General features: G+C 38.2%; 14 protein-coding genes. All 14 read left to right on the top strand.

What is annotated here, in order from left to right; translation table 11 throughout:
• The first annotated feature begins 48 nt into the window (after positions 1-48).
• The 14 genes from ftsH (at position 49) to ORL93_RS28165 (ending at position 12,917) form a co-directional block, all read left to right on the top strand.
• Positions 49-1,950 (top strand): ATP-dependent zinc metalloprotease FtsH, encoded by a 1,902-nt coding sequence (ftsH, locus tag ORL93_RS28230; RefSeq protein WP_018767320.1) that lies wholly within the window; start codon positions 49-51, stop codon positions 1,948-1,950.
• Between the two features lie 225 nt (positions 1,951-2,175).
• A complete protein-coding gene (locus ORL93_RS28225) occupies positions 2,176-2,964 on the top strand; it encodes a type III pantothenate kinase (protein ID WP_003194273.1) in 789 nt (262 codons plus the stop codon).
• 6 nt (positions 2,965-2,970) lie between these two features.
• The gene (gene hslO, locus ORL93_RS28220; RefSeq protein ID WP_003194276.1) at positions 2,971-3,846 is read left to right on the top strand and encodes a redox-regulated molecular chaperone HslO; all 876 of its coding nucleotides are present in this window, start codon (positions 2,971-2,973) and stop codon (positions 3,844-3,846) included.
• Positions 3,847-3,965: 119 nt separating this feature from the next.
• Positions 3,966-4,889 (top strand): cysteine synthase A, encoded by a 924-nt coding sequence (cysK, locus tag ORL93_RS28215; protein WP_097795727.1) that lies wholly within the window; start codon positions 3,966-3,968, stop codon positions 4,887-4,889.
• 211 nt (positions 4,890-5,100) lie between these two features.
• Positions 5,101-6,498, top strand: a complete 1,398-nt coding sequence (gene trpE, locus ORL93_RS28210; RefSeq protein WP_097795728.1) for an anthranilate synthase component I — start codon at positions 5,101-5,103, stop codon at positions 6,496-6,498.
• Positions 6,499-6,503: 5 nt separating this feature from the next.
• Complete coding sequence (gene pabA, locus ORL93_RS28205) at positions 6,504-7,091, top strand: aminodeoxychorismate/anthranilate synthase component II (protein ID WP_097795729.1); 588 nt, start codon at positions 6,504-6,506, stop codon at positions 7,089-7,091.
• Positions 7,085-7,957, top strand: coding sequence for an aminodeoxychorismate lyase (gene pabC / locus ORL93_RS28200; protein ID WP_097795730.1), 873 nt, complete (start codon positions 7,085-7,087; stop codon positions 7,955-7,957). The genes pabA and pabC overlap by 7 nt, the downstream gene beginning before the upstream one ends.
• On the top strand, positions 7,932-8,792 hold the full coding sequence (gene folP, locus ORL93_RS28195) for a dihydropteroate synthase (protein WP_026008711.1): 861 nt from the start codon (positions 7,932-7,934) through the stop codon (positions 8,790-8,792). Before pabC ends, folP begins: the two co-directional genes overlap by 26 nt.
• Positions 8,793-9,155 carry a dihydroneopterin aldolase gene (gene folB / locus ORL93_RS28190; protein WP_003194288.1) on the top strand — a complete coding sequence of 121 codons (363 nt, stop codon included), beginning with the start codon at positions 8,793-8,795 and terminating at the stop codon, positions 9,153-9,155.
• Positions 9,152-9,667, top strand: coding sequence for a 2-amino-4-hydroxy-6-hydroxymethyldihydropteridine diphosphokinase (folK, locus tag ORL93_RS28185; RefSeq protein ID WP_097795732.1), 516 nt, complete (start codon positions 9,152-9,154; stop codon positions 9,665-9,667). The genes folB and folK overlap by 4 nt, the downstream gene beginning before the upstream one ends.
• Positions 9,619-9,822 carry a helix-turn-helix domain-containing protein gene (locus tag ORL93_RS28180; RefSeq protein ID WP_000387032.1) on the top strand — a complete coding sequence of 68 codons (204 nt, stop codon included), beginning with the start codon at positions 9,619-9,621 and terminating at the stop codon, positions 9,820-9,822. Before folK ends, ORL93_RS28180 begins: the two co-directional genes overlap by 49 nt.
• A 23-nt stretch (positions 9,823-9,845) precedes the next feature.
• Complete coding sequence (dusB, locus tag ORL93_RS28175; RefSeq protein WP_097795733.1) at positions 9,846-10,844, top strand: tRNA dihydrouridine synthase DusB; 999 nt, start codon at positions 9,846-9,848, stop codon at positions 10,842-10,844.
• Positions 10,845-11,007: 163 nt separating this feature from the next.
• Entirely contained in the window at positions 11,008-12,501 is a 1,494-nt protein-coding gene (gene lysS, locus ORL93_RS28170) for a lysine--tRNA ligase (protein ID WP_003194294.1), read from the top strand.
• 176 nt (positions 12,502-12,677) lie between these two features.
• The gene (locus tag ORL93_RS28165; protein ID WP_265960117.1) at positions 12,678-12,917 is read left to right on the top strand and encodes a hypothetical protein; all 240 of its coding nucleotides are present in this window, start codon (positions 12,678-12,680) and stop codon (positions 12,915-12,917) included.
• Positions 12,918-12,938: the final 21 nt, after the last annotated feature.

Raw genomic sequence — 12,938 nt, 5'->3', positions numbered from 1 at the left:
CTATGTTACGATTTACTATAGTGTTTATGCCGTGAGAGGAGGTTAGGAATGAATCGTATCTTCCGTAATACCATCTTTTATTTACTGATATTCTTAGTAGTGATTGGAATCGTGAGCTATTTTAATGGTTCAACACAAAAAACAACATCAGTTAGCTACGATAAATTCATTACTAAACTTGAAAAAGGTGAAGTGCGTAATGTGCAGCTTCAACCAAAAAATGGTGTGTTTGAGGTAAAAGGACAATTTAGCAATGCTAGTCAGGAAGAACAATTTGTTACTTATGCACCAAATACTGAAGAATTACAAAAGAAAATTAATGACAAAGCGCAAGGTGCTGAAGTGAAGTATCAACCAGCAGAGGAAACGAGTGCTTGGGTGACATTCTTTACTTCTATCATTCCGTTTGTGATTATCTTCATCTTATTCTTCTTCTTACTAAACCAAGCTCAGGGCGGCGGAAGCCGTGTTATGAATTTCGGGAAAAGTAAGGCGAAGTTATACAATGATGAAAAGAAAAAAGTGCGCTTCAGAGATGTAGCTGGAGCAGACGAAGAGAAACAAGAACTTGTTGAGGTAGTAGAATTCTTAAAAGATCCTCGCAAGTTTGCTGAAGTTGGTGCCCGTATTCCTAAGGGTGTTCTGCTAGTTGGACCTCCAGGTACAGGTAAAACATTGCTTGCACGTGCTGTTGCAGGTGAGGCTGGCGTTCCTTTCTTCTCTATTAGTGGTTCTGATTTCGTAGAGATGTTCGTTGGTGTCGGTGCTTCCCGTGTACGTGATTTGTTTGAAAATGCGAAGAAAAATGCTCCTTGTATCATCTTTATCGATGAGATTGATGCAGTAGGTCGTCAACGTGGGGCAGGTCTTGGTGGTGGTCACGATGAACGTGAACAAACGCTAAACCAACTTCTTGTTGAAATGGATGGATTCGGTGCAAACGAAGGGATTATTATCATCGCTGCAACAAACCGTCCTGATATTCTTGACCCAGCGTTATTACGTCCAGGACGTTTTGACCGTCAAATCACAGTGGATCGTCCAGATGTAAATGGACGTGAAGCGGTACTAAAAGTACATGCTCGTAACAAACCACTTGATGATGATATTAACTTAAGAGCAATTGCGACTCGCACACCAGGATTCTCTGGTGCAGATCTTGAGAACTTATTAAACGAAGCTGCATTAGTAGCTGCGCGTCAAGATAAAAAGAAAATTGACATGTCTGATATCGATGAAGCGACGGATCGTGTTATTGCAGGTCCTGCGAAGAAAAGTCGTGTTATTTCTGAAAAAGAACGTAATATTGTCGCATTCCATGAAGCGGGCCATACTGTAATTGGTGTCGTGCTTGATGAGGCGGATATCGTTCATAAAGTAACAATTGTTCCTCGCGGTCAAGCTGGTGGGTATGCGGTAATGCTTCCAAAAGAAGATCGTTACTTCATGACAAAACCAGAATTACTTGATAAAATCACTGGTTTACTTGGTGGCCGAGTGGCTGAGGAAATTGTATTTGGTGAAGTAAGTACAGGAGCTCATAACGACTTCCAACGTGCGACTGGCATTGCAAGACGTATGGTAACGGAATTTGGTATGAGTGATAAGCTTGGACCGATGCAGTTTGGAAGCTCACAAGGTGGTCAGGTGTTCTTAGGAAGAGATTTCCATTCAGAACAAAACTACAGTGATGCAATTGCACATGACATCGATGTAGAAATGCAAACGATTATGAAAGAATGTTATGCTCGTGCAAAACAAATTCTTACTGAAAAACGTGATAAGCTTGATATTATCGCAAAAACGTTACTTGAAGTGGAGACGTTAGATGCAGAGCAAATTAATCATTTATATGATTATGGAGTTTTACCTGAGCGTAAAAAGTCCTCTGAAGATGTGAAAGTGAATATCACAATGAAAAAAGATGACGAGAACGCAGAAGATAAATAAGAAATGAAGGAGTGACAATAGTCACTCCTTTTTTTATGCTGAGAAAATTGTGTACTTGTATATAAATTTGAAGCTTCTTTGCTTTAAAAATTGAAATAGTGAACGATCTTTTTGTAAAATGGTGAAGATGGAAAAACTGATTATATAGGTATGTATGATATGATGGCATTATCAGTTTTGTACATACTGCACAAATATAGATTAAATAAGATAAGTGGTGAGAATATGATTTTTGTATTGGATGTAGGAAATACAAATGCGGTGCTTGGTGTATTTGAAGATGGGAAACTTCGTCAGCATTGGCGCATGGAGACTGATCGTCATAAAACAGAAGATGAATATGGTATGTTAGTGAAACAGTTACTTGAACATGAAGGCCTTTCTTTTCAAGATGTGAAAGGAATTATTGTTTCTTCGGTTGTACCACCAATTATGTTTGCCTTAGAGCGTATGTGTGAGAAATATTTCAAAATTAAACCACTTGTAGTGGGACCAGGAATAAAAACAGGTTTAAATATTAAATATGAAAATCCGCGTGAGGTTGGAGCGGATCGTATTGTAAATGCTGTAGCTGGTATCCAATTATACGGAAGCCCGCTTATTATTGTCGATTTTGGAACAGCTACTACATATTGTTATATTAACGAAAATAAGCATTATATGGGCGGGGTAATTACACCAGGTATTATGATTTCGGCAGAAGCTTTATACAGTAGAGCGGCTAAACTTCCTCGTATTGAAATTACAAAACCAAGTAGTATTGTTGGGAAAAATACAGTAAGTGCAATGCAAGCTGGCATTCTTTATGGGTATGTTGGACAAGTGGAAGGTATTGTGAAGCGTATGAAAGAAGAAGCTAAACAAGAACCGAAAGTTATTGCAACTGGAGGATTAGCAAAATTAATTGCAGAAGAATCTAATGTAATTGATGTTGTAGATCCGTTTTTAACATTAAAAGGCTTGCATATGCTATATGAACGTAATGCAAATTTACAACATGAGAAGGGTGAATAAATAAGTATGAAAGATTATTTAGTAAAAGCGTTAGCGTTTGATGGAGAAGTTCGTGCGTATAGTGTACGTACAACAAATATGGTAAGTGAGGCGCAAAGACGTCATGATACATGGAGAACCGCTTCAGCGGCACTTGGGCGTTCGTTAACAGCTGGTGCAATGATGGGGGCTATGTTAAAAGGTGATCAGAAGCTGACGATTAAGGTGGAAGGAAATGGCCCACTTGGCCCAATCTTAGTGGATGCTCATGCGAATGGAGATGTACGTGGATATGTAACGAATCCCCACGTTGATTTTGAAGCAACAGAGCAAGGGAAATTGCGTGTATATCAAGCAGTAGGTACAGAAGGGTTTCTAACAGTAATTAAAGATATCGGTATGCGTGAACCGTTTATCGGGCAATCTCCAATTGTTTCGGGAGAATTAGGGGAAGATTTCACGTATTATTTTGCTGTTTCTGAGCAAACACCTTCTTCTGTTGGTATTGGTGTCCTTGTAAATGGGGATGATAGCATACTTGCTGCAGGTGGATTTATCCTGCAAATTATGCCAGGAGCACAGGAAGAGACAATCTCCTTTATTGAAGAGCGTCTGCAAAAAATCCCACCTGTTTCAAAATTAATTGAACAAGGGCTTTCGCCAGAGGAATTATTATACGAAGTACTAGGAAAAGAAAAAGTGAAGGTATTAGAAACAATGGACGTTCAATTTAATTGTACATGTTCTCGTGAGCGTATTGAGAGTGTATTAATTAGTCTCGGTAAAAAAGAATTAGAACAAGTTCGTGAGGAAGAAGATGAAACGGAAGTGCATTGTCATTTCTGTAATGAGCGATATAATTTCTCTAAAGAAGATATTACAAACTTGATTGAAAGCTTGTAAACAGAAAGATTTTCTAGCAATTGTAAATCATCTAAATAAATTGACAAGTAAGAAAAAATCTGTCAAAATTTAAATGTATATAAAACCAATAAAAATACTCGGTGTTAGGAGTGACAGGAATGCGAGTGGCACAATCAGTTTCAGAATTAATCGGGAAAACGCCGATCGTTAAGTTGAACCGCATCGTAGAGCAAGACAGTGCAGACATTTACTTAAAATTAGAATTCATGAACCCTGGAAGTAGCGTAAAAGATCGTATTGCATTATCTATGATCGAAGCTGCTGAAAAAAAGGGATTATTACAAGAAGGCGATACAATTATTGAACCAACGAGTGGTAACACAGGAATTGGCTTAGCGATGGTAGCGGCTGCAAAGGGCTATAAGGCAATTTTAGTAATGCCGGAGACAATGAGTATTGAACGTCGTAACTTATTACGTGCTTATGGAGCTGAATTAGTATTAACTCCGGGTCCAGAAGGAATGGGCGGCGCAATTCGTAAGGCAACTGAATTAGCGAAAGAGCATGGTTACTTTATACCACAACAATTCCAAAACCCGGCGAATCCAGAAATTCACCGTTTGACGACAGGGCCAGAAATTGTTGAACAAATGGGTAATGAATTAGATGCATTTATCGCTGGTATCGGTACTGGTGGAACAATTACGGGTGCTGGTGAAGTGTTAAAAGAAATATATAAAGATATTAGAATTTACGCAGTAGAACCTGCAGATTCTCCAGTGTTATCTGGTGGGAAACCAGGTCCGCATAAGATTCAAGGTATTGGGGCTGGATTCATTCCTGAAACATTGGATGTAGAAGTATATGATGAAATTATTCAAGTGAAGACAGAACAGGCATTTGAATATGCGAGAAGAGTGGCTCGTGAAGAGGGGATTTTAGTTGGTATTTCTTCAGGTGCTGTCATTTATGCCGCGACAGAAGTTGCGAAAAAACTTGGTAAAGGGAAAAAGGTTCTTGTAATTATTCCAAGTAATGGTGAACGTTATTTAAGTACACCGCTTTATCAATTTGAATCATAATTAGTATGGCCAGAAAAAGTATTCCTGAAAAGGAATGCTTTTTCTTTTTTCGTTTGAAAATAGTGAATGACTAGAAAACTTCATGTAAAATAAGTAGTAGTAAAGTTAAAATATTTTCACTAGCTCTCAGGGACGATTGTTTCATATTAACCATCTGTAATTTGGGGTGATTAGTCTAAGGGAGTGGGATAAAAGAAGACGGGGTGTTGGTATGCAGCGAAGAAAATCTTTAGCGCTTTCTGTTCCATATCATTTAGATTTTTTTAAGCAATATAAGTCTCTTTCTCAGAATAAGAATCAACATATTTTGTTAGAAAGTGGACGTGGGGGTCGTTATAGTATTGCGGGGCTCGATCCGGTAGCGGTGATTCGGGGGAAAGATGAAACGTTACATATAAGTGAAAGCGGTAAGGAAACAATAGAGAAAGGCGATCCGTTAGATTTAATGCAAAGGTATATGGAACGATGGAGAACGAATCATAATCCAGACTATCCGCCATTTCAAGGTGGTGCAATCGGATATTTTAGTTATGACTGTATCCGTTATATTGAAAAACTTCCTTCCCTTGCGGAGGATGATGTGGATATACCTGACATATTCTTTTTATTATTTGATGACGTGTTTGTGTATGATCAACAAGAGAAAGTGTTGTGGATTATTACGCATTATATAGATGAACGTGAGGAAGCGGAAAGTCGTTTAAATGAATGGAAGAGCCTTTGGATGAAGGAAGTTCCTGAAGTTAAATTGCCATTTGAATTTCCTGAACATAGAAATGAAGCGGTAGCTTTTACAGAAGAAGGATTTATGAAAGCTGTTCAGCGTATTCAAGAATATATTGGGGCTGGAGATGTGTTTCAAGTGAATTTGTCTACAAGACAAGAGAAAACATTACAAACACACCCACTGGAGATTTATACGAGTCTTCGTGAAATTAATCCATCACCATATATGGGATATTTAGAGCTTGGAGATTTTCAAATTGTTAGCGGTTCACCTGAATTGTTAATTAAAAAGCAAGGGAATGAAGTGAGTACCCGTCCGATTGCTGGTACACGTTCTCGTGGGAAAAATGAACAAGAAGATGAGAGCTTAGCGAAAGAGTTAATTGAAAATGAAAAGGAACGTGCAGAACACGTCATGCTTGTGGATTTAGAGCGTAATGATTTAGGGCGAGTTTGTAAGTATGGAACTGTAGAAGTAGATGAATTTATGGTTATCGAAAAATATTCGCATGTTATGCATATCGTTTCAAACGTTCGTGGTGAGGTCGGACGAGATAAGGATGCTTTCGATTTAGTGCGAGCTGTATTTCCAGGTGGAACGATTACGGGTGCACCCAAAATACGTACGATGGAAATTATAGAAGAATTAGAACCTGTTCGCCGTGGGATTTATACAGGTTCAATTGGATGGATTGGTTACTCAGGAGATATGGAATTAAATATTGTGATTCGGACGCTTCTTGCAAAAGATGGTCAAGCGTATGTGCAGGCTGGAGCGGGAATTGTAATTGACTCAAATCCGAAAAATGAATATAAAGAGTCGTTAAAAAAGGCAATCGCCCTGTGGCGTGCGAAAGAAAGTAGCGAAGAAACGGTTAGGTGAGAGAAATGATATTGATGATTGATAATTATGATTCTTTTACATTTAATTTAGTGCAATTTCTTGGAGAACTTGGACAAGAGCTTATCGTCAAGCGCAATGATGAAATTACAATTTCAGATATTGAACAAATGAAACCTGACCTTCTTATGATTTCACCAGGTCCTTGTAGTCCGAATGAAGCTGGTATAAGTATGGATGTCATTAAATATTTTGCAGGAAAGATTCCTATTTTTGGTGTGTGTCTAGGTCATCAATCGATTGCACAGGTTTTCGGAGGCGATGTTGTTCGTGCGGATCGTTTAATGCATGGAAAAACTTCTCTTATGTATCATGATGGAAAAATGATTTTTGCAGACATTCCAAATCCATTTACAGCAACGCGTTATCATTCTCTTATTGTAAAAAAAGAAACATTGCCAGAATGTTTAGAAGTGACATCTTGGACAGAAGAGGGAGAGATTATGGCGCTTCGTCATAAAACATTGCCAATTGAAGGAGTGCAGTTTCATCCAGAATCCATTATGACTTCACATGGGAAAGAATTGCTGCAGAACTTTATTCGGCATCATAGTCCAAGTATATCATCATGTTAATTTATGTGAATGGCACGTATGTGGAAGCGGATGAAGCGAAAATCTCTCCATATGATCATGGGTATTTATATGGGTTAGGTGTTTTTGAGACGTTTCGTATTTATAATGGTCATCCGTTTTTATTAGATGACCACTATGAACGTTTAATGGATGCTCTTTCTACGTTGCAAATCAAATGGACGATGACGAAAGATGATGTGCTGTGCATTTTACAGGAGTTACTTGTAAGGAATAGGATAGACCATGCGTATGTGCGCTTTAATGTATCGGCTGGTATAGATGAAATAGGTTTACAAACAGAGGTTTATGAAGAGCCCTCTGTTATTGTGTTTATAAAGCCTTTGGTGGTCCCTGGTGTAGTGATGGAAAAGGAAGGCGTTATTTTGAAGCAAATACGAAATACGCCGGAAGGAGCATTTCGTTTAAAGTCCCATCATTATTTAAATAACATTTTAGGAAAACGTGAAATTGGAAATGTTGTGAACAAAGAAGGGATCTTTTTTACTGAAGCAGGCCACGTAGCGGAGGGGATTGTTTCGAATCTCTTTTTTGTAAAGGAGGGTATCTTATATACACCTTCACTTGAAACTGGGATTTTAAATGGAATCACTCGTGCGTTTATTATAAGGATTGCTGAAATATTAGATGTACATGTGGAAGAAGGCTTCTTTACACAAAAGGAGTTACTTTCCGCTGATGAGGTGTTTGTAACGAATTCTATTCAAGAAATTGTCCCGCTTAATCAGATTGGAGAATTTAATTTCCCTGGTAAAGAAGGAAAGGTTACAAAGTCTCTAATGTATGTATATGAAATGCATAGAGAAAATCTTTGGAGCCGAAATGAACTGCGAAGAGGAGATGTGTAGTGTGAAGTGGAATTATGATTTGCGCTGCGGCGAATATACATTGGATTTAAATACAAAGACATTAATCATGGGGATTTTAAATGTTACACCAGATTCATTCTCAGATGGTGGAAACTACGATGAGATGAACGCAGCTGTAAGTCATGCGAGAGAAATGGTGAGTAATGGAGCTGATATTATTGATATCGGTGGAGAATCAACTCGTCCTGGTTTCGCGAAAGTTTCGGTGGAAGAAGAGTTAGGGCGCGTAATCCCGATGATTCAAGCGGTTTCGAAAGAAGTGAAAGTGCCTATTTCTATTGATACGTATAAAGCTGAAGTAGCCAAGCAAGCAATTGAAGCGGGTGCTCATATTATTAATGATATCTGGGGAGCGAAGGCAGAACCGAAAATTGCAGAAGTTGCGGCACATTATAATGTGCCGATAATTTTAATGCATAATCGTGATAACACAAATTACCGTAATCTTATTGCGGATATGATTGCGGATCTATATGAGAGTGTTAAAATTGCAAAAGGTGCAGGTGTACCTGATGAGAATATCGTTTTAGATCCGGGTATCGGTTTCGCGAAGACGCCAGAACAAAATTTAGAAGCCATGCGCAATCTAGAAAAATTACATGTGTTAGGGTATCCAGTCCTTCTTGCAACTTCGAGAAAATCGTTTATCGGTCATGTTTTAGATTTGCCGGTAGAGGAACGTGTAGAAGGCACAGGAGCATCGATTTGTCTTGGTATTGATAAAGGCTGTGAAATGATTCGTGTTCATGATGTGAAGGAAATGGCACGTATGGCAAAGATGATGGATGCAATGATTGGCAAGGGGGTAAAATGATTGGATAAAATTTATATTCATGATATGGAGTTTTATGGCTATCATGGCGTATTTCCAGAAGAGAATAAATTGGGGCAAAGGTTTAAAGTGGATTTAACAGTGGAACTGGATTTAAAACAAGCGGGCGAAAGTGATAACTTAGAGCATTCGGTAAACTACGGGGAGCTCTTTGAACTTTGTAGACAAGTGGTAGAAGATCGAACATATAAGCTTGTAGAAAGTATTGCGGAAAATATAGCGGCGAATATATTGAATCAGTACGTAAGTATTTTGCGATGTACAGTAAAGGTTGTTAAACCGGATCCACCAATACCAGGGCACTATCGTGCTGTGGCGGTAGAAATTACGAGAGGCCGACCATGAAAAATGTAGTATATGTTGCGTTAGGATCAAATATTGGTGATCGTTATGTTTATTTATTGCAAGTGATTGAGCTGTTAAATAAAAATCCTCATATTCAAGTGGAGGATGTCTCTTCTGTATATGAAACAGATCCAGTGGGATATACAGATCAAAATCGTTTTTTAAATTTAGTTATAAAAATTTCTACCAATTTACTGCCGCAAGAATTGTTGAAAGTAACGCAAAAGGTTGAGATAGAATTAGGAAGAAAAAGGGAAATCAGATGGGGCCCGCGAACCATTGACATTGACATTTTGCTCTATAATCAAGAAAATATTGAAGCAGAGAATCTTATTGTGCCGCATCCGCGGATGTTCGAAAGAGCTTTTGTTATCGTTCCGTTGTTAGAGATCAATCAAGATATAAAACAAAACATTTCACGTTCGCAAGTAGATGAAATGAAAAGGCGAGAGGGAGTAACGGTATGGAAGCAGAAAAATGGGGAAGACGCATTCGTGCTTTTCGGAAGTTGAAAGGTTATACGCAAGAAGGTTTTGCAAAGGAATTAGGGGTATCTGTATCTGTTTTAGGAGAAGTAGAGAGAGGGAATAGAACCCCTTCTCAAGATTTTGTAGTAGAAGTTGCTAAGACATTAAATATTTCAATAGATGAATTAATGCCAAAGTGAGGGTAAAGAAAGGAGACAGTAGAGTGTTAAAGATTGCAAACATTGAGATGAAGAATCCAGTTGTACTAGCACCGATGGCGGGAGTGTGTAACTCTGCATTCCGTTTAACAGTAAAAGAGTTTGGTGCAGGTTTAGTATGTGCTGAAATGGTAAGTGATAAGGCGATTTTATTTAATAACCAAAAAACATTAGATATGTTATATATCGATGAGAGAGAGAAGCCGCTAAGTTTACAAATTTTTGGCGGTGAGAAAGAAACGCTTGTTGGTGCTGCGAAATATGTAGATAAAAACACAACGGCGGATATTATCGATATCAATATGGGTTGCCCAGTTCCGAAAATTACGAAGTGTGATGCTGGTGCAAAGTGGTTATTAGATCCAGATAAAGTATATGAAATGGTAGCGGCCGTTGTAGATGCTGTTGAAAAACCAGTTACAGTTAAAATGCGTATTGGCTGGGATGAAGACCACATTTTCGCAATTGAAAATGCTAGAGCTGTGGAACGTGCAGGCGGTCAAGCGGTAGCGGTTCATGGACGTACACGTGTTCAAATGTATGAAGGGAAAGCGGATTGGGATATTATTAAACAGGTAAAACAATCTGTAAATATTCCTGTTATTGGAAATGGTGACGTAGAAACTCCTCAAGATGCGAAACGTATGCTTGATGAAGTAGGGGTAGATGGCGTTATGATTGGACGTGCAGCTCTTGGGGATCCATGGATGATTTATCGTACGGTAAAATATTTAGAAACAGGGGAATTAATGCCGGAACCAACAGTGCGTGAGAAAATGGATGTATGTATGTTGCACTTAGATCGTCTTATTGACTTAAAGAATGAAGATATTGCAGTAAGAGAGATGAGAAAGCATGCAGCCTGGTATTTAAAAGGTGTTCGTGGTAATGCGAGAGTACGTAATGCAATTAATACTTGTGATACTCGTGAAGATCTTGCCTCTTTATTAGGTGCATTTGTAGAAGAAGTAGAAGCAAAACAACAAACAATTCACGTTGGTTAAAAGGAGGAAAGAGAGAACGTTTGACATTCCTTCTCTCACTACCTATAATTACGTGAAAGAAAGAAGAACTGCCAGTATGCTACTGGCAGTTTTTCTAGTTGAGTAGAAAATGATATACTGTATATATTGTAAAATTTAATAGAGCTGGAGTGATATCAATACCATGGATAACATGAACCACGAAGAATTAAATGACCAATTGCTTGTTCGTCGTGAGAAGTTACATAACTTACGTGAACAAGGGATCGATCCGTTTGGTAAACGTTTTGAACGTACGAATTCAACGGAAGAATTATTAAACTTGTATGGAGAGTTCTCTAAAGAAGAATTAGAAGAGAAAGGAATCTCTGTTTCTATTGCTGGCCGTATTATGACGAAGCGCGGTAAAGGGAAAGCAGGTTTTGCACATATCCAAGATTTACACGGACAAGTTCAAATCTATGTTCGTAAAGATGCTGTTGGAGATGAGCAATATGAATTATTTAATACAGCTGACTTAGGTGATTTAGTAGGAATTGAAGGGAAAGTTTTCAAAACGAACGTAGGTGAGCTTTCAGTGAAAGCAACAGGATTTACGTTATTAACGAAAGCTCTTCGTCCACTTCCAGATAAATACCATGGATTGAAAGATGTTGAACAACGTTACCGTCAACGTTACCTAGATTTAATTACGAGCATGGAGAGTCGTGAAACATTTGTTACTCGTAGTAAAATCATTCGTGAAATGAGAAGATACTTAGATGATAATGGCTACCTTGAAGTGGAAACACCAATGATGCACGCGATTGCGGGTGGTGCTTCTGCTCGTCCATTCATTACGCATCATAATGCGTTAGATATGGAATTATATATGCGTATTGCAATTGAGTTACACTTAAAACGCCTTATTGTAGGTGGCTTAGAGAAGGTATACGAAATCGGCCGTGTATTCCGTAATGAAGGTGTGTCAACGCGTCATAATCCTGAATTTACAATGATCGAATTATATGAAGCATATGCTGACTATAAAGATATTATGAAACTAACAGAAAACATGATTGCTCATATCGCAAAACAAGTACTAGGTACAACAACAATCCAGTACGGTGAGCAAGAAATTAATTTAGAGCCAGAATGGACACGTCTCCACATGGTAGATGCAATTAAACAATATTCTGGAGCAGATTTCTGGAGCCCGATGAGCGTGGAAGAAGCACGTGCATTGGCGAAAGAACATGGTGTGGAAATTAAAGATACAATGGAAGTTGGTCATATTATCAATGAATTCTTCGAACAAAAAGTAGAAGAAAAGTTAATTCAACCTACATTTATCTATGGACACCCAGTGGAAATTTCTCCGCTTGCGAAAAAGAATGATGAAGATCCACGCTTTACAGATCGTTTCGAGTTATTCATTGTTGCTCGTGAGCATGCGAATGCGTTTACGGAATTAAATGATCCAATCGATCAAAAAGAACGTTTTGAAGCGCAATTAAAAGAGCGTGAGCAAGGTAATGATGAAGCGCATATGATGGACGATGATTATATTGAAGCACTTGAGTACGGTATGCCTCCTACAGGTGGACTTGGAATTGGTATTGATCGTCTTGTTATGCTATTAACAAATGCGCCATCTATTCGCGACGTGCTGTTATTCCCAGCGATGCGTCATAAGTAAGACTAATCTAAGCTTTGGAGATTTCTCCAAAGCTTTTCTTTTTGTCATATAATGAAGTTAAAATGATTCATTTACTATATAGAAGAAAGGTGTCTTTATGTAGGGGGATTGATACTGTTTTTATACTTTTTGATTAGGTTAAAAATTTTATTAAAAAAACTATTGCATTTTAATAAATGAACTGGTATATTTATATTCGTTGTCACGAAAGACAACAAAGAAAACAAACGAAAACAACTTTTAAGATAAAAAAAGTTGTTGACGAAAATATAACAAAATGTTATATTGATAAAGTCGCTTCGGCGGCAATGAGTTCTTTGAAAACTGAACGAAACAAACAACGTGAAACGTCAATTTTTATTTTAGATGCTAGACAAACTAACTTTATTGGAGAGTTTGATCCTGGCTCAGGATGAACGCTGGCGGCGTGCCTAATA

This window comes from Bacillus sp. DHT2 (assembly GCF_026241455.1).
In the GTDB taxonomy this organism is placed as follows: domain Bacteria; phylum Bacillota; class Bacilli; order Bacillales; family Bacillaceae_G; genus Bacillus_A; species Bacillus_A pseudomycoides.
Note: the sequence above shows the minus strand (reverse complement) of the source record. Positions and strands in the feature narration are given on the sequence as shown.

Bases quoted from the DNA above. Each gene is read 5' to 3' on its own strand.
- ftsH (WP_018767320.1), top strand. From the start codon at position 49: ATGAATCGTATCTTCCGTAATACCATCTTTTATTTACTGATATTCTTA.
- ORL93_RS28225 (WP_003194273.1), top strand. From the start codon at position 2,176: ATGATTTTTGTATTGGATGTAGGAAATACAAATGCGGTGCTTGGTGTA.
- hslO (WP_003194276.1), top strand. From the start codon at position 2,971: ATGAAAGATTATTTAGTAAAAGCGTTAGCGTTTGATGGAGAAGTTCGT.
- cysK (WP_097795727.1), top strand. From the start codon at position 3,966: ATGCGAGTGGCACAATCAGTTTCAGAATTAATCGGGAAAACGCCGATC.
- trpE (WP_097795728.1), top strand. From the start codon at position 5,101: ATGCAGCGAAGAAAATCTTTAGCGCTTTCTGTTCCATATCATTTAGAT.
- pabA (WP_097795729.1), top strand. From the start codon at position 6,504: ATGATATTGATGATTGATAATTATGATTCTTTTACATTTAATTTAGTG.
- pabC (WP_097795730.1), top strand. From the start codon at position 7,085: ATGTTAATTTATGTGAATGGCACGTATGTGGAAGCGGATGAAGCGAAA.
- folP (WP_026008711.1), top strand. From the start codon at position 7,932: ATGAACTGCGAAGAGGAGATGTGTAGTGTGAAGTGGAATTATGATTTG.
- folK (WP_097795732.1), top strand. From the start codon at position 9,152: ATGAAAAATGTAGTATATGTTGCGTTAGGATCAAATATTGGTGATCGT.
- ORL93_RS28180 (WP_000387032.1), top strand. From the start codon at position 9,619: ATGGAAGCAGAAAAATGGGGAAGACGCATTCGTGCTTTTCGGAAGTTG.
- lysS (WP_003194294.1), top strand. From the start codon at position 11,008: ATGGATAACATGAACCACGAAGAATTAAATGACCAATTGCTTGTTCGT.
- ORL93_RS28165 (WP_265960117.1), top strand. From the start codon at position 12,678: ATGAACTGGTATATTTATATTCGTTGTCACGAAAGACAACAAAGAAAA.